The sequence below is a fragment of the Algoriphagus sanaruensis genome (assembly GCF_001593605.1).
GTDB lineage: Bacteria > Bacteroidota > Bacteroidia > Cytophagales > Cyclobacteriaceae > Algoriphagus > Algoriphagus sanaruensis.
Map to the genome: position 1 here is coordinate 213,593 of NZ_CP012836.1, position 18,318 is coordinate 231,910.

Sequence of the window (18,318 nt, forward strand, 5' to 3'; positions counted from 1 at the left end):
TAACAATTTGCATTTCATCACCAATATAACGCTTTTGAAAAATTACATAATAAATGTAAATACATCCATTTCATTTACATATGTGACATAAGTACGTATATAAAGATGTGTATATGGTAAATTTGAATACACATTAATACTGACATAAGTCATGAAAGCACTGGTGAAAATAAAAGGCCTCTTGATCCTAGCCCTTCTTTGGGGAGCTAGCTTGAGGTCTTTTGATGCTTACAGCCAGTGCAGCCAAAACAACATTATCGTAACTGGCTATCAGTTGAGAAATGAATTTGGTGAGGTTTTTTCAGTGACTGACAATTACCAAATCGGGGAATCTGTAGCTGGCGAGCTTTGGGTAAACTTTGGAGGATCTACCACCAATGGGTATAATATGACCATGTACTATGATATCTATAGAAACAACGTATTGGCGGCCAATGACCAAGTAGACTGTATGTTTTCAGGGGTTCAAATCCAACAAAATGTTTGGACTCGAGTACGAGATCTCTCTTGGAACTGGGGTGATGTAATCCAGATCAAAGATATTTTCATGTATTGGGAAACTGGAACTGCGAAGTCCAATACTACTTGCAATCTTACCTTAAAAAATAATATCAATGCACAGTGTTACAGCAATCCAGAAGGATTTACTGCAGCTGTGCCTCTCTTTCCAAAATTTGACTTCCAAACTAACGGGATTTGTAATACTTCCATCCAATTCACTTCTCAAACTATTGGTGGTACTCCTCCTTTCAACTATACCTTTTCTTGGGATTTTGACGGTTTAGGAACCGCAACTGGATCAAACCCATTATTTACTTTCCCTGGAACTGGAATTTATACCATAGGATTGACTGCAAATGATGGAGTATCAATAACTACCATTTACAAAGACATCTTTATTGATCCGAATTTTGGTATTCAAGTGGATATTTTCCCAACTAAGATTAACGACCAATCTGGAATAATCTATGTTCAAAGTGTGACCGGAGGTACTGCACCCTACTCCTACTCGTGGACTGGACCAAATGGTTTTTCTAGCAATTCCAAAGACATTTTTGGTCTTGCGGATGGATTATATACTCTGGTTGTGACTGATGCCAATGGATGTCAGCAAACTGAACAATATGTGTTAGACATTGCCTCTGTTCTTCGTTTCGACTGGAAGACCATTGACCTTTCTGACCAAAACAATGAAATTTCTATCAAGTGGGAAGTACATTCAGAGCTTGCTGGCTCCAAATATTGGATCGAAAGAAGCTTGGGAAATGCTGATGATTTTGAGAAAATCGGAGAAATCAACGATGTCAAAACTTCAGAGAGCGCAATTGTCTATGAGTACAAAGACAACTCCTTCCCATTATTTGAGAAAAATATATACTACCGAATCACTAAAATCATCGGATCCTTCAAATTCTACAGTCCGGTAAAGTTGGTACAACGGGAAAACTCCATCCAAGGAAACAAATGGATTGTCTACCCGAACCCTTCTTTGAATAGTAATGCTCAACTGATCAATCCCAATTTGGATCCAAATCAAAATGAGGAAATTATTCTAGAGCTAATCAACTCAGGTAATTTTTCAGAACGGGCTGAAATCAAACTTCAGGGTAACCGAGCGATCAACCTTAAAGAGGTATTTGGTGACTTCCCTAAAGGGATTTTATACCTGCGAATTATTCAGGGCGAGAAAGTTGAAATTGTGAGAATTATAAATTCCAATTAACCCAGCAAGTTCTCAATTCAAGAATTTCACGCCGATTTCCCGATTAAATCCTTCAAATTGTCAACTTTGCAGGAAACGCTCCGCCTGTGAACTTTCATGCAATTTGCTCAGATATCGATGGGACCCTACTCAATTCTGAACGGGATCTTTCTCCAAAGCTTAAATCAGTCATCAGTCGTCTTCCAGCCGATTTTCCGGTTATTCTTGCAAGTTCTCGAATGCCTGCTGCCATGCGGCATTTACTAGAAGACCTCAACAAACCAAATCAACCTCTTATTGCCTACAACGGGGGATTTGTCCTCGGCCCATCTGGGGAAGTATTGGATTCTACGAGTATTCCATTGCCTATAGTCCAGGCTATTTTTGAGCTAATTAGCCGAACCTCCATTCATTTTAGCCTCTATGAAGGTGAAAATTGGTATGAAGAAAAAGAAGATTATTGGTCCAAACGAGAAATAACCAACACCAAGGTTAATCCCACTTGGAAAGAAACTGAAGCGGTATTAGCGGATTGGCAAAAGGAAAACAAGGGAGCGCACAAAGTGATGGTTATGGGGGAATCCAATGAAATCAGTTGGCTTTTTGGAGAGCTTCATGAGCGATTTGGAAATGACCTTCACCTATATCGATCCAAGGATACTTACATCGAAATCGCTCCTCGCAAAATATCCAAAGCAACTGGCCTGGCGCTAATTCTCGAGCAGTTTTATCCTTTCGGAATGGAGCATATTGCAGCATTTGGGGACAACTACAACGATATTGATTTATTACAAAAAGTAGGCATTGGAGTAGCAGTTGCGAATGCAAGACCAGAAGTAAAAGCGGTAGCGAAATACCTAACCCTCCATCATAAAGAGGACGGAGTGGCCGATTTCCTAGAGAAAAATTTTCCAAATCCATAAAAAAAGCCCGGATTAAACCGGGCTTCATTCTTCGTATGGATTTGGATTTTATTCCAATCCTTTATCTCTCATCTTGGCAAACTCATCAAACCTGCGGACGATTGCCACTGTGAACCCAATGAGCATAATGATCGTGCCCAACCACAAGACATTGATATATGGCTTGACGATTGCTTTCATGACCACATAGTCTTTCTGATATTGGTTGACTTTGAAGACGAATTTATTTTGCTCAGGAAGAATATTTTCTAGACTTACCTTTAGCCCAAGTTCATTATCAATTACTGGAAGCTTCCCAAGTTGGTTGTTTCGAATGATAAAAGTCGGCTCCAAAAGCTTCTCCACATCGTAATCCAATACTCTAAGCTTTGCCTTGACTGCTACATCCCCTTCTTGAAGGACATAGCCCTCGATTTCTTTGAGCACTTCTGCTCCATCAAAATAGGTCACAAAATCTGCGATATGAAACTGCTCACCCGGGGCTACTTCATAGATCTCGTCCTCCTTCCATTCCGGATCTTCATAATCATTCATCGCAGCCACGTAGGTATATAAATCTTTATTAATAAAAATCTTGGAATCCGGAGAGGAGATCAACCCTCCCATACTTTCATTAAACTGAGACATCGGAGAAAGTGAGAACTTCATGGTCTCATTTTGGAAATAGTCGATTTTGAAATAGTCGTTTTCTTCTAACACCAACTTGACCACATCGCCTTTTTTAAAGTAGCCTTTGTAATCTTCCAGAGCCAACGCCTCATTGACATTAGAGGTAGATTGTAAAAACTTGGCAGGAACATATTCTGGTACACCCACCACTTTTTTCTGTCTTCCTCGATAGACTACCGTATAATCCTTCATTTGGGTAGGCTTATTGATCCAAAGCAAGACGTGCTCTTTATTCATTTCATCCTCCCAACTATTGCTATAAGTAAGGCCAGACATATTGATAGAGATGACATCTGAATATCCAGAACTGAACATTACCCCAATCAACACCATTCCCAAACCAATATGAGCTAGAGAACCTCCTGCCAATTTAAAGGTCGATTTCTTGAGAATTCGTGCCAAAATCACCGCATTGGCAACAATGGTGAACATTCCCGAAACAACGATCAAAATGTACTTCCAATCATAAACTTTGGCGAGCACAATCACGATAGCCGAAATCAAAACCGAAACCACATATGGCATAATCAAGGCCTCTTTCAATGCCTTTTTATCCATTTTTTGCCACCAGAAAAATTGACCTACTCCCGTCAATAAAGCAATTGCGATTGAGAACCAAAGTTGAAACTTGGTGTAAAATTCGATTTGATCTGCCGGAGGCGCCATGTTTGAAATCCCTCCAAAGCTTTCCACCAAGGCATTCCAAGCTGGAATGGACGTAGGAAGAATCACCTGAAAAGCCATCAAACCAAGGGTAATCGCCCCCAGAAAAATCCAGAATTCCCGAGAGTAAACAGAAGCCTCTTTTTCAGAAGTAGGAATGTGCTTCCATGCGCGAATCGAAAGAACTACAGCTACCACCAAAAAGAACAACATGTAAATCAACAACTGTCCTGACAAGCCTAGATCTGTAAAGGAGTGAACGGATGCATCGCCTAGCACTCCTGACCGAACCAAAAACGTAGCGTACAACACCAAGATGAAGCTCAAAATTACGAGAACAATAGAGGTCTTCAGTGCAGTTGCGCTTTTCTTAAAGGTAATCATGGTATGAATCGCTGCCACCAGGATCAACCAAGGAACATAGACTGCATTTTCAACTGGATCCCAGTTCCAATATCCTCCAAAATTGAGTGTCACATAAGCCCAATATGCCCCCATAATTATCCCCATCCCCAGAATCATCGCTGAGAAAATTGCCCAAGGCAAAGCAGGTCTAATCCATTCAGTATATCGCTTGGTAACCAATCCTCCCATCAAAAATGCGAAGGGAACCAAGGTAGAGGCATAACCCAAAAACAAAGTCGGAGGATGAATTACCATCCAAATATTCTGAAGCAATGGATTCAAACCTGTTCCATCTTCTGGAACGAAATCAGGATTCATTTGAAAAATTGGAGCTTGAGTAGCATCTCGAAGCAAAATGAATGGCGAACTGCCAATTTTCAAGTCTCCAACAATGACGCCCAGAATCATGGAAACCAGGAACGCCTGAACCAGAGAAAACACAATCATCACTGGAGCTTCCCACTTTTTGTTCGTATGGATCAGAATAACTCCCAAAACCACGTTCCAAAAAGCCCAAAGAATAAATGCCCCCTCTTGACCTTCCCAGAAACTGGAAATCATGTAATGAACAGGAAGTGCTTTGGAGCTATGGGAATACGCGTAGAAATACTCGTAGCGATGGTTGTAGATAATTTCAAAAAGTGAAACAGCAATCAACGCTGTGGCCACAGTATGAATATAAAAACTGATCCTGCTAAAATTCCTCCAAGATTTTTTCTCCAGCTCATTGGCTCTGAAGTAATTGAAGTAGGCATAGGCCGTCACCAAAGCTGTAACAAAGGCAACAATGGTCATCAGATGACCCAAATTACCAACGAAGGTATTGATCATAATTCTTTTGGGATAGAGAAATCAACTTCACATTCCTGCCGCCTGCACATCCGTTTCCTGATATTTGGAGGGACACTTCATCAGGATTTTATCGGCTACAAATACCTCCTTGTCCCTGTAGGAGCCAATTACCACGACTTGTTCGGAACGTTGAAAATCAGCTGGAACAGGTTCATTATAGTAAACCTTTTGCTCGGTACCTTCATTATCGACTAAAAGAAAAGTAAAGGATGTCTTTTGCTCTGCAACTTCAATTCCGGTTACCTGTCCAGCATTATCCTTTTTGAGTTGTCCCACCACATGGATTGCCTTTTCATTTCCATCCTCCTTCATTTCCCAAGCGGTATTGAAGCTCTCGTACGAACTGGCATCTCCAATCGAGGTCATAATAATGACAATAGCAATGGCGATAATTCCTAATCCGATTATATGTCCTTTCTTCATGTTAGTAATGTCTTAAGAAGGTAGATTTTTTTCAATTTTTGAGATCTTACGATCGGTATTGATCACGTACACCGTGATGCCCGCAAAGATGATTGCGATGATGCCAACCAATACATAGATTTTTCCTTCAGCTCTCATTTGGTCTGCCATTTCCACTCCATTGTTGGAATAGTCAGATTCCGAAACTGGAATTTTTTCTTGAGCTAACGCTCCCAACGAAAAAAACAGAAGGAAGATGATAAGGGCCTTTTTCATTAATTTGAGTTTAATATTTTTTCTTCTAGGAGTCGTTCTACCTTACGGATTCTTACGCGGACTGTTGCTATCCATGTTCCCAAAAGCGTCCATCCAATTATCGCTGGATAAAACACCATCCGTAGTTTAGAATCCAAATCGTATGCATTAAATCCGGGATTTCCTCCATTCCCGGGGTGGAGACTATCTGTCAATCTGGGCAAGACAAAAATCAGCGGGATAAAAGCCGCGAACGCAAAAATATTATATACTGCTCCGATTCGACCTCTTTGCTGAGGATCCGAAATACTTCCCCGTAATACCAAATAGGCAAAATACATCAATAGTCCGATCGCAGAGGCGTTTTGCTTGGGATCACCACTCCAATAATCTCCCCAAGTAAATCGAGCCCAAAGCATTCCGGTAGCAATTCCTAAAACCCCGAACAGAATTGCGGCATTGGTAAATTCCAAAGCCATATCATCGTGCTCCAGGTTATTGCTCCTCAAATATTTGATACTGTAAACCACCGAAACAATCAGCATCAATATCATCCCAAACCACATGGTTACATGAAAATACAAGGCTCGGATGGTTTCATTTAAAATAGGAAGTCTCGGCACATCCATAAGCAATCCTGCAAATAATGTATACGCAAGGAGTACTACAGCTAGTATTTTCCACCACGATTGGCGCATAGGAAGGATTTATGTTTAGAGCAGCAAAAATAAGTCATAAGTTCCTGAAAACTCCCCTTTTTTATGACAAATGGAAGCCTACTCTTCATTCAAAAATTACATTATCCATAGATAATCAAGATAAGGTGGATAAATGCCCTTTCTGCTTTTCGATAAAATGAATTTTTCAAGCGATCAATGCGTAACTTTGCCCTGTGGAAAATCAGAAAAAAGACATCCGAAAAATGAGTTTGACCGAGCTGGAAGATTTTTTTCTGGCTAAGGGCGAGAAAAAATTTCGGGCAAAGCAGGTCTATGAATGGCTTTGGAATAAGTCCTTGAAAAATTTTGACGAAATGAGCAATATCTCGCTCAGCACTCGAAATATGCTCAAGGATCATTTTGTCATCAATCATATCCAAGTGGATCTGATGCAGCATAGCAGTGATGGCACCATCAAAAATGCGGTTAAGCTATTTGATCATAAGGTCGTAGAGTCTGTACTTATTCCCACCTCCAAGCGAATTACGGCCTGTGTATCTTCTCAGGTTGGATGTAGTTTGGATTGTAATTTTTGTGCTACAGCCCGACTCAAGCGGATGCGAAATCTCAATCCTGATGAGATTTATGATCAAGTAGTCGCCATCAAAGATGAAGCAGAAACTTACTTTCAGCGCCCCCTCACCAATATCGTATTTATGGGAATGGGCGAACCTCTACTCAATTACGCCAATGTCATAGAGGCAATCGATAAAATTACCTCTCCAGAAGGATTGGGTATGGCTCCAAAGCGGATTACACTATCCACAGTCGGTATTCCCAAAATGATTCGGAAAATGGCAGATGATGGAGTGAAATTCAATCTCGCTATTTCCTTACACTCCGCGATCAATGAAACTCGTTCCCGCCTGATGCCAATCAATGACTCGAATCCGCTCGAGGAGCTGGCAGAAGCATTGAAATATTGGTATCAAAAGACCAAGCGAAAAGTCACCTATGAGTATGTGATCTGGCAGAACATCAATGACGACGAACGTCATGCCAAAGCACTCGCAAAATTCTGCAAAATCATTCCCTCAAAAGTCAATATCATTCAGTACAATCCCATCGACGAAGGGGAATTTAGACAGGCATCCCAAGACGCGGTGGATCTGTATGTGAAAATTCTTGAGGCTGAAGGAATCATTGCCAAAGTCAGAAAATCCAGAGGACAAGACATCGATGCAGCATGTGGGCAGCTTGCTAATAAGAATGAAGTAGCGGAATTAACAAAAGTTTAAGAATTATTCTTGACATGTATTCAAGAATTAGTTTTTTTACGTCATCTTTTAATTTCTAACCAACTATTTCAAGATGAAAAGAATTCTTTTGCTAATTCTATTCCTGCCCATTTTTACACAAGCGCAAATTCAGGAAGAACTTCCTTCAAAAATCCAGGGGTATTTTGACCGAATTCAAAAAGAATATCCTACCGAAAAAGCCTACCTCCATTTAGATAAGCGAACCTACACGTTAGGCGATGATTTATGGTTCAGTACCTATGTCACAGCAGGAAGTACCCAAATTCCCTCTCCGCTGAGTAAGACCCTCTATGTGGATATTTTTGATGGAGATGGGATGCTTTTGGAGCAACGAAAAGTTCAACTCGAGAATGGCAGAGGGTACGGAGATTACAAAATCCCGAGATTCGGAAAACCTGGTCAATATCAAATCAAAGCGTACACGGCTTGGATGCGGAATTTTGGAGAAGATTTTTTCCACTCCACTGCATTCAATGTGATCGATGCGGAGGGAGGGTCATTCCTTCCACAAGTGACGTTCAGAGAAATAAGTGCTTCCAATGGACAGGTCAAGTACCTATTGGATGTTCAAGCTGCGGATCAGTCTGGAAATCCTTTAGCCAACAAATCTTTGGAAATCATTGCTTGGGGAGACCAAGAGAAATTGACCCAACAGCCTCTTCAGCTCAATGCACAGGGTCAAGCATCCTTTTCCCTCAACCTCCCTGAAAAACCATTTAAAAGCCAATTTCTAGAATTGGTTTTTGCCGAAAATGAAAGCTATACCAACTCACAGCGTATTTCCATTCCCTACAGTTTGAATTTGGTGGACATTCAGTTTTTGCCAGAGGGTGGTCATTGGGTAGTCGGCAAGAAATCTACCCTTGCTTTTCGAGCTATTTCCCCTGACGGAACGCCAGTGGAATTGAAAGGAATCTTAGGCGAGCAAGAATTTAAAAGTCTTTTTGGAGGAATGGGCAAGGTTGAGTTTACCCCCGAAAAATCAGATTATTCCACGGAACTCATTGACCTAAAATACGGACAAAAAAGAACCATTACTTTGCCCAAGGCGGATCTGGAAGGGCTTGCTATGCAAGTGGTCAATAACCCCGCTGCATCCTATTTGACAGTACTGGTACAGGGAAACATTCCTCCTCAGAACCTTTTACTTGTATCACAAACTCGCGGCTTGATCAATTACATGATTCAAGGCACACTGAACAATGGGGTCTGGGGAGTCCGAATTCCAAAGGAAAATTTGATTGCAGGGATTAATCAAATCACGGTATTAAACGGAGATGGCGCTCCTTTACTTGAACGTTTGGTCTTTATTCAGCCGAAGGAAATGCTGGATCTCTCAGCGAATCTTTCTGGAAACCTGAATAGTCGAGAAAAGCTCCAAATCACCCTTTCCAATCAAGTGTTTGGAAATCCAGCCGAGGGGACATTCTCTCTCAGCATCACTGACGCAGATCAAGTAAAAGACGAAACCAACACTTTTGGAAGCATTTTCTCCGATCTTCTCCTGACTTCTGACCTCAAAGGCAAACTATATCAGCCGGGATATTATTTCAAGGATCAGGAAGTTGAAACACTCGAGGCCTTAGATTTGGTGATGCTTACACATGGCTGGAGAAGGTTTTCTTGGGAAAATGTGATCGCACAGGAATTCCCCAAACTTGACCATTTCATTGAGTCGGGAATAACCATCGAAGGCCAAATCACAGAACAGCAAGAAACTAAAAAAGGGCTGTCTGGAGGAAAAGTAAGTGCTATTGTGGGAGAAGGAATTGAGATTATCAGTTCTGAATTCGGGCCCAATGGAAGATTTATCCTACGAGATTTGGTATACCAAGATACAGCGACTGTGGCCATAACAGCAGAAGACAATCGAGCCAAAAACTTCATTGACATCGAGGTAGTTCGGCCAGAGGCAGTCTTTCAAAAAATAACCGGAATTTATCCCCCTCAAATTGAATGGCCGGCAGCATTAATAGCCACTTTCCGAGAGCGAAACCTTCAACAACAACTCAATGAGGATCCGGATATTTTGGATCTGGAAGGCGTCACGGTAGAGGCTCAAACTATCGAGCGAGAAGAAGAGGAAGTTAGAAAAGTGTATGGATCTGGAGATGTCAGCATCAATCCCGATAAGATTCCTGGTAATGTCGCATTTACCAACGTATTTCAATTGATCCAAGGAAGAGTAGCGGGGGTGCAGGTATTCGTTTCAGGATTGGATGTTTCAGTACAGATTCGAGGTGTAGGATCAATTAATTCTGGAACAACTCCACTTTTCTTACTAGATAATATGCCCGTAGATGCAGCTACCCTACTTCAAGTAAATCCAAGAGATGTGGCTAGTGTAGATGTGTTTAAAGACCCAGCTCGGGCGGCAATTTTTGGTTCCCAGGGAGCCAATGGAGTGATCGCCGTCTACACCAAATCAGGTGCGGGAATTTCCGGGGTAACCATAGGAGGAACTTTAGTAACCCAATATGGAGGATATTCCAGCCCGAGAGAATTCTATGCACCTCAGTACGAAACCAAAACGGTGGAAAATGCCGCAGCCGACAAACGAGCAACAATCTTCTGGGCTCCCAAAATTGAAATCGATTCAAGTGGTCGAGCCGAAGTGGAATTTTATAATACGGATATTGCCAAGCGACATCTTTTAATTTTGGAGGGGATGGATAAGCAAGGACGTTTGGGCCGCTTCGTAAAAATCTTGGAATAAGCCATTGATTCTAAATTCAAACAGGTTTAACTTCTTCCCAAAATGGCTCACATGCGAAAAATATTCTTCATTCTAATGATTTGGGCTTGCTCTGCCCAGTTTGTTTCCGCCCAAGAAGTTGGGGATTCCAGGGTTCATGTTCTTGGACAATATGGACTACGTTTCGACGAATGGGGAGTCGGCGCGGGATGGGAGTATTTCTTCGCCGATAAATTCGCCTTGATGCCTCATTATACCCGAATTTTTCCGATGGTAGGCAGCGCAAGCAATTTTTCAGCTGACCTTAGGTACTATTTGACAACAGGAGCTTCGCCAGTATATGTACTAACCGGCTACAGTTTGACTACCCAAAACAACAATCCGGGAACAGCGGGAACCAAGCAAAGCTCCAGCGGAGCCAATGTCGGAGTTGGGGCAGTGATTCCACTCACCGAATGGGTGGCATTAAGTACCGAATTCAAATTTCAAAGTCAGGGATTTCGGCAAACCTATTTCAGATTTGGGTTGGCATTTCCACTCTAATAAGACAAAAAATAAGGGAAGCGATGGCTTCCCTTATTTTTTGCTAAACTCAAATAATTTTCTCTTTTCATCCTTACTGAGCGCCTCGTATCCTCGTTCGGCAATTTTATCCAAAATCCGATCAATTTCTTCTTGAGTGGCCAATTCCGTTTTTGAGGTTTTGGGAGAGGAACTTGTGCCAGAAGCAGTCGGTCGAGTGGTATAGCTGGCACTTTCAGCAGCAGCTTTAGCTTTACGATAGCTGACTTTCACTTTACTCCTTTTCGAAAAAAGCCCTTCAAAAAAGAGTCCTACTTTTTGGACAGGAACACCCAAGTCTCGCCCTTTGCGCAACTGCACGATATACAAATATCCCAAAAGTGCCCCTCCAAGGTGGGACAATTCCCCTCCTGCATTCGCTCCAATTGAATTTGCAAATGAAAGAATTACATAAAAAGCAGCAATATAAACGATCCGAACCGGGCCAATCAGCAAAAGAAAGAAAGTGGTATTGGGAGTTAAGGTAGCCGCCCCAACAACCACGGCAAATACACCAGCACTTGCACCTAACATCATCGAGGAATCGACGGATCCGCTAAAATAAGGTGCCAAATTGTAGATCAACACATAAAATACTGCTCCAAATAGACCGCCGAGAATGTATAAGTTGGCGAGTTTTCGGCTACCGATATACTGATAAACGATCTGTCCAAACCAATACAAAAACAACATATTGAAGAGAATATGAAATACTCCCTCATGCAAAAACATATAAGTAAAAGCAGACCAAGGTTGGATGGCTAACTTAGGTAAAGAAGCAGGCATCATAAGCCAACTGAGACTGGCTTTGTAAACTCCTCCCAATCCACCGATGGTCAAAAACACACGGAAAATCAGCACTACAAAAAAGACAATCACATTGATCGCAATCAGCTTGTAGAGACTATTGTCTCGCTGATTAAATGCATTCCTAAGCTGATACCAAAACCCACCGTACATAATTAATAAAAGCTAGTTCTATCTTTTTTCCAATAAGACACCAAGACTGCACCAATGACCAATCCGCTTAGATGCGCGAAATGAGCAACGTTGTCCGTAGGACTATTTAGAAGCACATTGTAAACGGTATATAGCCCATAAAACAGAACTAAATACTTGGCTTTCACAGGCATGGGGGGAAACAGCAAGAATAATTGAGTATTTGGAAAGAGCATCCCAAACGCAATCAGAATTCCAAAAAGTGCCCCGGAAGCCCCAACCATCGGATGATCTTGAAGTCGAAGCACTTCCTTAAGGAGGCCTTCTGCTTGTTCGATGTAAGCCGGATTTTCAGGATTTCGGCTAAATCGATCCACAAAATCAAAAACTTCTTGCGTAAAATATCCTCTGTTTTCAATCACCAACTTATTAAAATACTCTGGATCAGGATTGGCCTCAAAGGTCAAGACTTTATCTTCTAATGCTCGGTATTGAACGAGTGAATAGCCCGAATACAATACGCCTGCTCCTACACCGCAAACCATCCAAAGGGTGAATAATTTCTTGGGACCTAGAAATTGCTCAAGCAAAGGACCAAACACGAAAAGACCAAACATATTACTGAGCAAGTGCCAAAAATCGGCATGCATAAACATGTACGTCAAAAACTGGAAGGGTTTAAATAGCTCACTTTGAATATTATAGAGCGCAAACCAATCATCTAAAGCAGGCATAAAATAATTCGCAACCAAAAACACCAAGATGTTGATGACTAGCAAATTCTTAACTACCGGCGTAATATTTCTAAACATGCTATTTTCCGAAAAAGGAGTGAATGCTATTTAAATCCAATTTAACGAAGGTTTTGTTCCCTCCAGGAGAATAATTGGGGTTTTGGCAGGCAAAAAGCTGCCCTACCAGTGTTTCCATCTCTTGCGTATTCAATTTTTGCCCCTTCTTTATCGAAGAACGTCGGGCAATCGATCTAGCTAGATTCTCGCGTTTATCCAACGAAAGCTCGTTTCTGAAGTTTTTAAACTGTTCCAAAAGTCCTTCAAACAGCTCCTTCTCGTTTTTTACTTGGACATCAGCAGGGACTCCTTGAATCAAGATGGTATCTTTTCCAAACTCCTCCACAATAAAACCCAAGCTATGAAGCTCTGAAATCATATCCATCACCAAGGCGAAATCTGAGGGATTTAGCTGAAGTGTAGGCGGAAAAAGGCATTGTTGAGAAGCTCCCTGGGAAACTTGGAGCTGTCGAAAATATCGCTCATATAGTACCCGCTCATGGGCGGCCTGCTGATCTACAATCAATAGTCCTGTGGACATCTGAGCGACGATATAACTAATTTCAACCTGAAAGGTAGTCCCTGTGGATTCCGATTCTTCCGGCGTAAGCTTTAATCTGGACTCCTCCATGGATGCCCTGCTTGGAAACGTAAGTATCTCCTGCTCGGGCTCTCTAGAAGGAATTTCGGGGATGAATTTTCGTTCTGAGCCTTGTTCAAACAGTTTTTCCCATCCAGACACTGAGGTCTTTTTGAATTCAGGAGTATTAAACGTCTTATAGCTATACTCTCGGTCAACCTCAATTTTGGTTTCCGGATTTTGAGTCCAATTTTCTTGAAAATTGACATCTATACTAAAATCCAAAGCTGGGGTAACATGATGTGCGCCTAAAGCCTGCTTGACTGCAGATCGAATGACAGCATAAACCGTTCGTTCATCGTCAAACTTTATTTCAGTTTTGGTAGGATGGACATTGATATCGATATGAGCAGGATCAATCTCCATAAACAACACATAAAAAGGATGTTGATCTTGTGGAATCAATCCCTCAAATGCGGTACTCACGGCATGGTGGAGATAACTACTCTTGATATATCGATTATTGACAAAGAAAAACTGTTCACCTCGGGATTTTTTGGACTGTTCGGGCTTTCCGATATACCCTTTGATATTTACATGGGGAGTATTCTCTTCGCAGGGTACAAGCTGGCCTTGGTAACTTTTCCCAAAAAGACCAACAATCCGTTGACTGAGTTTGCCTGCTGGTAGAGCGTACGTTTCTAAATCTTGCTGATAAAGGGAAAATGAAATCTCCGGATGTGCTAATGCCACTCGTTGAAATTCCTCCACAATATGTCGCATTTCGACAGGATTGGATTTAAGAAAATTCCGTCTCGCAGGCACGTTGTAAAACAGATTTTTCATGGCAACAGAAGTCCCAACAGGTGAGGCGGTCGGTTCTTGACGCTTGACTTCTGAACCCTCAATTTGGATCAAGGTTCCCAACTCAGAATGAGACTGTCTGGATTTGAGTTCGACTTGGGCTACGGCAGCAATGGAAGCGAGAGCCTCTCCACGAAATCCGAAAGTCCGAATTGCAAATAAATCTTGTGAAGTTCTAATTTTTGAAGTCGCATGACGCTCAAAACACATTCGCGCATCCGTCGGAGACATGCCTTTACCATTATCAATCACTTGAATGAGCTGCTTCCCTGCCTCTTTGACGATCACTTGAATTTGAGTAGCGCCAGCATCTACGGCATTTTCCAGAAGTTCTTTTAATGCTGAAGCCGGACGTTGGACTACTTCTCCGGCTGCAATCTGATTGGCAATTGCATCGGGAAGCAGTTGGATGACATCACTCATCGTTTCCCTTTATTTTTGATTCTGAAGAAAAAGTAAATTCCTCCTAGGATCAAAGCTCCATAGGTAAGGTAAGTGAAGATTTCAGGGCCGATATAGATGTAGCCAAATGCCGCGGTAATCATCCCAAAAAACAATAGAGTGCGAATCATCGCAGTCGAATTGAAAAGGCTGGTTTGTCTTGGCTTTATACTTCTGTAGGAGGAAAAGGAACCTCGAATGGTAGCTCCATGGCCTTCAGGATTCCCCTCTTTATCAAGCAATCCTTCCGCGACTAATTCATTTTTGATCCGAGCAGTTCGCTCCTCAATTTCTTCCTTAATGGGATCATAATATCTTGGCTTGATATCAAATCGCTGTGGAGAAGATGTTTTAAAAATGGAAGGGAATTTCATAGCCGCATCAAATTTAATCTGAATTTGCACGTTTTGAAGTGAGGATCAGTTAATCCAGCCATTCTACCGAATATCAGAATCCTCAAGTTATTTAACCTATAGGACGACCCATTGTTGGACCAAGTTTAGTAAATTCCATAATGGTCCGAAAAAGGAATCCCGAATAGTCTCAAAGGGTAAAAGACCACACTCGGTTAGGCGTGCTTATCTGACAAATTTACTTCAAAAGTTAAGGAATTAAAATCCCTTTCTCTTATGCAGTCCAAGTACTGGAAACTCATTCTATTTTTTATCATCCTTGCGGCTTTCTCTTCAGGTAAGCCCGATCCGTTTGCCCCCAATGAAGACCCACTCAAAAGTGAAAATCTCATGGACCAATCCCATTGGGTGGATAGCGTTTTTGAAGCTCTGACTTTTGAAGAACGACTCGGTCAACTTTTTATGGTGGCGGCATATTCCAACAAAGACCAAAAACATATTGATGAAATCAGTGAATTGGTCAGAAACGAGAATTTGGGAGGGTTGATCTTTTTTCAAGGTGGACCTAATCGTCAAGCTCGTCTCACCAATTACTACCAAGCACAAGCTAAAACTCCTCTTTTCATTGCCATGGATGCAGAATGGGGAGTCGGGATGAGACTGGATTCTATTTGGAATTTTCCAAAAGCCATGACTCTGGGAGCCATCCAAAACCCAAAGTTGATCTATGAAATGGGTGAAGAAATCGCCCATCAGTTCAAAGAATTAGGAATGCACATCAATTTTGCCCCGGTAGTGGATGTCAATTCCAATCCTGAAAACCCAGTCATTGGATTCAGGGCTTTTGGAGAAAATAAAGAAATGGTCACCCAGCGGGCAGTCGCCTATATGAAAGGACTTCAGGACCATGGCATCATTGCAAATGCGAAACATTTTCCGGGTCATGGAGACACAGAGACAGATAGTCATCACGACCTTCCTGTGATAAAACATGCTGAAAAACGAATTTGGGACGTTGATCTTTATCCCTATCAGCGGCTATTTCGGGAAAATCTCATGTCAGTGATGGTTGCCCATCTAGATGTCCCAAGTTTAAATCAGGGGACAAGCATACCGACCAGTCTCTCCAAACCTGTAGTTACAGATTTGTTGAAAAACAGAATGAATTTTCAGGGCTTGGTTTTCACAGACGCTTTGAATATGCGTGGAGTAGCCATTCAAAACCAACCTGGAGTCGTTGATCTCAAAGCTCTTTTGGCAGGAAACGACGTATTACTTTATTCCCAAGATGTCCCAAAAGCCAAAGAACTCATCAAGGCGGCAGTTGAAAATGGAGATATCACTGAAGCAGAAATTGATCGGAGAGTTAAGAAAATCCTAAAGGCGAAATACTGGGCAGGACTGAATCACTATCGGCCTGTGGACACCTATTTGCTTGCCGAACGAATCAACACTCCAAAAACTCAAGCCATCATCGAAAAGCTTTTTGCAGAATCGATTACTGTAGCTTCAAACAAAGACAATCTTCTCCCTTTTCGAAACTTGGATTTGAAAAAATTTGCCAGTTTGAGTATCGATGACCCTGGGAAAACCCTTCAATCCCAACTGAACAAGTATGCTCCTGTAGACCACTTTTGGATTTCCAAAGCCTCTTCCGAATCAGAACATTATCAGCTGATGAAAAAACTGGAAGATTACGATGTGGTCATCGTAGGTCTAATGGGAGTTACGAATAATCCCAAACGAGCATTTGGAATTGCCCCAGGAGATATTCAGTTGATCCGGAATTTGAGCAAGCGTCAGAAAGTGGTCACAATTCTATTCGGAAACGCCTATGCTGCCAAAGCACTTGAAGGGATTGAAAATGTAGTATTGGCTTATGAAAACACCGAATGGACTCAGCGACTAGTCCCTCAAGTATTATTTGGCGGAAGACCTGCCAAAGGCATTTTACCGGTAACTGTGGGGGGAAACTTTACCCATGGAGTCGGCGGGTTTTTACCATCTATCAATCGTCTTACCTATGGAACTCCAGAAAGCGTAGGCTTGAATAGCCAAAAGCTAAATAAAATAGATGCCGTAGCCGAGAAAATGATCAAAATCCAAGCTGCGCCGGGAGCCAATGTATTGATCGTGAAAGATGGAAAAGTCGTGTTTGAACGATCCTATGGCTACATGGATTACCAACAATCTGCGCCAATGACGATGGAAACAGTATTCGATTTAGCATCTGTGACCAAAGTATTGGCAACTACACAAGCAGCGATGTTCTTACATAGCCGGGGTGAATTGGACATGGACAAAACCCTTGGGGATTATCTCCCAGAATTAAAAGGAACGAATAAAGCCAATCTCATCATCAAAGACGTCCTAGCTCATGAAGCGGGCCTGAAAGCATTTATCCCACACTATGCAAAAACAGTTTCCAATGGAGAATGGAAACCAGAGTATTACCGAGAAAGTGCTGCTCCAGGTTTTACCAGACCGGTTTCTAATGATATGTTTGCCATGGATGGGCTCCGAGACAGCATTTGGACTTGGACGGTGAAATCAGACCTTTTACCCAAGCCCAAGAAGTATGTATATTCTGACTTGACGATGTATTTTATGCAAGCCGTCGTGGAACGAATCGTCAACCAGCCTTTGGATGAGTTTTTAGCGCAGAATTTCTATTCCCCTTTAGGCTTAAAGACATTAACCTTTAATCCTACTCGCACCATTCCTTTGGAACAAATCGCCCCCACCGAAGATGATGTGTCATTTCGTAAGCGGCAAATTCGTGGCTATGTCCACGATCCGGGAGCAGCAATGTTTGGGGGTGTAGCAGGGCATGCGGGTTTGTTTGGGAAAGCCAATGATCTGGCAGTAATGATGCAGCTCATGCTAAATAAGGGACGCTATGGTGATCAAAACCTGATGAAAGCTGAGACTGTTTCTGCCTTTACTAAAAGACAATCCAACCTGAGTCGAAGAGGATGGGGATGGGATAAGCCTGAGCCTGAAAAAGGCAATGGAGGTTCGGCTGGAAAACTTGCTCCCAAAAGTACTTTCGGTCATACTGGGTTCACCGGCACCTGCGTTTGGGCTGATCCGGAAAATGACTTGATCTATATTTTCCTCTCCAATCGGGTATATCCTGATGGCAATAATACCAAGCTATTGTCGGAAGGGATACGAACAGAAATTCATGACTTGATCTATGAAGCTTTAGAGAAATGACATGAAAAAAGGGCTTTGATAAAATT

14 protein-coding genes are annotated in these 18,318 nt (G+C 42.0%); 6 read left to right on the forward strand and 8 right to left on the reverse strand.

Annotation, left to right across the window (positions count from 1 at the left end):
• Positions 1 to 151 precede the first annotated feature (151 nt).
• Both AO498_RS01020 and AO498_RS01025 read left to right on the forward strand, forming a co-directional pair.
• Positions 152 to 1,723 (forward strand): PKD domain-containing protein, encoded by a 1,572-nt coding sequence (locus AO498_RS01020; RefSeq protein ID WP_067542493.1) that lies wholly within the window; start codon positions 152 to 154, stop codon positions 1,721 to 1,723.
• 86 nt (positions 1,724 to 1,809) lie between these two features.
• A complete protein-coding gene (locus AO498_RS01025) occupies positions 1,810 to 2,625 on the forward strand; it encodes a Cof-type HAD-IIB family hydrolase (protein ID WP_067542496.1) in 816 nt (271 codons plus the stop codon).
• Positions 2,626 to 2,673: 48 nt separating this feature from the next.
• Here the strand turns inward: AO498_RS01025 and ccsA (AO498_RS01030) are convergent, their stop codons facing one another.
• Genes ccsA (AO498_RS01030) through ccsA (AO498_RS01045) form a run of 4 tightly spaced genes read right to left on the reverse strand, consistent with a single transcriptional unit; the run spans position 2,674 to position 6,569 of the window.
• On the reverse strand, positions 2,674 to 5,193 hold the full coding sequence (gene ccsA / locus AO498_RS01030) for a cytochrome c biogenesis protein CcsA (RefSeq protein ID WP_067542500.1): 2,520 nt from the start codon (positions 5,191 to 5,193) through the stop codon (positions 2,674 to 2,676).
• Positions 5,194 to 5,220: 27 nt separating this feature from the next.
• Complete coding sequence (locus AO498_RS01035) at positions 5,221 to 5,637, reverse strand: cytochrome c maturation protein CcmE domain-containing protein (protein WP_067542503.1); 417 nt, start codon at positions 5,635 to 5,637, stop codon at positions 5,221 to 5,223.
• A 12-nt stretch (positions 5,638 to 5,649) separates the two neighbouring features.
• Positions 5,650 to 5,892, reverse strand: coding sequence for a CcmD family protein (locus AO498_RS01040; RefSeq protein WP_192842564.1), 243 nt, complete (start codon positions 5,890 to 5,892; stop codon positions 5,650 to 5,652).
• Complete coding sequence (gene ccsA / locus AO498_RS01045; protein WP_067542506.1) at positions 5,892 to 6,569, reverse strand: cytochrome c biogenesis protein CcsA; 678 nt, start codon at positions 6,567 to 6,569, stop codon at positions 5,892 to 5,894. The genes AO498_RS01040 and ccsA (AO498_RS01045) overlap by 1 nt, the downstream gene beginning before the upstream one ends.
• A gap of 194 nt (positions 6,570 to 6,763) precedes the next feature.
• Here ccsA (AO498_RS01045) and rlmN point away from each other — a divergent pair, with 194 nt between their 5' ends.
• The 3 genes from rlmN (at position 6,764) to AO498_RS01060 (ending at position 11,087) form a co-directional block, all read left to right on the forward strand.
• On the forward strand, positions 6,764 to 7,828 hold the full coding sequence (rlmN, locus tag AO498_RS01050) for a dual-specificity RNA methyltransferase RlmN (RefSeq protein WP_082792168.1): 1,065 nt from the start codon (positions 6,764 to 6,766) through the stop codon (positions 7,826 to 7,828).
• 73 nt (positions 7,829 to 7,901) lie between these two features.
• Positions 7,902 to 10,565, forward strand: coding sequence for a TonB-dependent receptor plug domain-containing protein (locus AO498_RS01055; RefSeq protein WP_067542509.1), 2,664 nt, complete (start codon positions 7,902 to 7,904; stop codon positions 10,563 to 10,565).
• A gap of 51 nt (positions 10,566 to 10,616) precedes the next feature.
• Entirely contained in the window at positions 10,617 to 11,087 is a 471-nt protein-coding gene (locus AO498_RS01060) for a hypothetical protein (RefSeq protein WP_148660170.1), read from the forward strand.
• A 33-nt stretch (positions 11,088 to 11,120) separates the two neighbouring features.
• Here AO498_RS01060 and AO498_RS01065 read toward each other — a convergent pair whose 3' ends face one another.
• From AO498_RS01065 to AO498_RS01080, 4 genes are read right to left on the reverse strand one after another with little or no spacing between them, the layout of a single operon-like run.
• Positions 11,121 to 12,065 (reverse strand): rhomboid family protein, encoded by a 945-nt coding sequence (locus tag AO498_RS01065; RefSeq protein WP_067542512.1) that lies wholly within the window; start codon positions 12,063 to 12,065, stop codon positions 11,121 to 11,123.
• Positions 12,066 to 12,067: 2 nt separating this feature from the next.
• A complete protein-coding gene (locus AO498_RS01070) occupies positions 12,068 to 12,856 on the reverse strand; it encodes a rhomboid family intramembrane serine protease (protein WP_067542515.1) in 789 nt (262 codons plus the stop codon).
• Between the two features lies 1 nt (position 12,857).
• A complete protein-coding gene (gene mutL, locus AO498_RS01075) occupies positions 12,858 to 14,702 on the reverse strand; it encodes a DNA mismatch repair endonuclease MutL (protein ID WP_067542518.1) in 1,845 nt (614 codons plus the stop codon).
• Positions 14,699 to 15,094, reverse strand: a complete 396-nt coding sequence (locus tag AO498_RS01080) for a hypothetical protein (RefSeq protein WP_067542527.1) — start codon at positions 15,092 to 15,094, stop codon at positions 14,699 to 14,701. Before AO498_RS01080 ends, mutL begins: the two co-directional genes overlap by 4 nt.
• A gap of 255 nt (positions 15,095 to 15,349) precedes the next feature.
• On the opposite strand from AO498_RS01080, the gene AO498_RS01085 reads away from it, so the two are divergent.
• Positions 15,350 to 18,292: a glycoside hydrolase family 3 N-terminal domain-containing protein gene (locus AO498_RS01085; RefSeq protein ID WP_067542530.1), complete on the forward strand. Its 2,943-nt coding sequence runs from the start codon at positions 15,350 to 15,352 to the stop codon at positions 18,290 to 18,292.
• Positions 18,293 to 18,318: the final 26 nt, after the last annotated feature.

Excerpts from the sequence above, each read along its gene's own strand:
- AO498_RS01020 (WP_067542493.1), top strand. The coding sequence starts at position 152 with ATGAAAGCACTGGTGAAAATAAAAGGCCTCTTGATCCTAGCCCTTCTT.
- ccsA (WP_067542500.1), bottom strand. The coding sequence starts at position 5,193 with ATGATCAATACCTTCGTTGGTAATTTGGGTCATCTGATGACCATTGTT.
- AO498_RS01035 (WP_067542503.1), bottom strand. The coding sequence starts at position 5,637 with ATGAAGAAAGGACATATAATCGGATTAGGAATTATCGCCATTGCTATT.
- AO498_RS01040 (WP_192842564.1), bottom strand. The coding sequence starts at position 5,892 with ATGAAAAAGGCCCTTATCATCTTCCTTCTGTTTTTTTCGTTGGGAGCG.
- ccsA (WP_067542506.1), bottom strand. The coding sequence starts at position 6,569 with ATGCGCCAATCGTGGTGGAAAATACTAGCTGTAGTACTCCTTGCGTAT.
- AO498_RS01055 (WP_067542509.1), top strand. The coding sequence starts at position 7,902 with ATGAAAAGAATTCTTTTGCTAATTCTATTCCTGCCCATTTTTACACAA.
- AO498_RS01060 (WP_148660170.1), top strand. The coding sequence starts at position 10,617 with ATGCGAAAAATATTCTTCATTCTAATGATTTGGGCTTGCTCTGCCCAG.
- AO498_RS01065 (WP_067542512.1), bottom strand. The coding sequence starts at position 12,065 with ATGTACGGTGGGTTTTGGTATCAGCTTAGGAATGCATTTAATCAGCGA.
- AO498_RS01070 (WP_067542515.1), bottom strand. The coding sequence starts at position 12,856 with ATGTTTAGAAATATTACGCCGGTAGTTAAGAATTTGCTAGTCATCAAC.
- mutL (WP_067542518.1), bottom strand. The coding sequence starts at position 14,702 with ATGAGTGATGTCATCCAACTGCTTCCCGATGCAATTGCCAATCAGATT.
- AO498_RS01080 (WP_067542527.1), bottom strand. The coding sequence starts at position 15,094 with ATGAAATTCCCTTCCATTTTTAAAACATCTTCTCCACAGCGATTTGAT.
- AO498_RS01085 (WP_067542530.1), top strand. The coding sequence starts at position 15,350 with ATGCAGTCCAAGTACTGGAAACTCATTCTATTTTTTATCATCCTTGCG.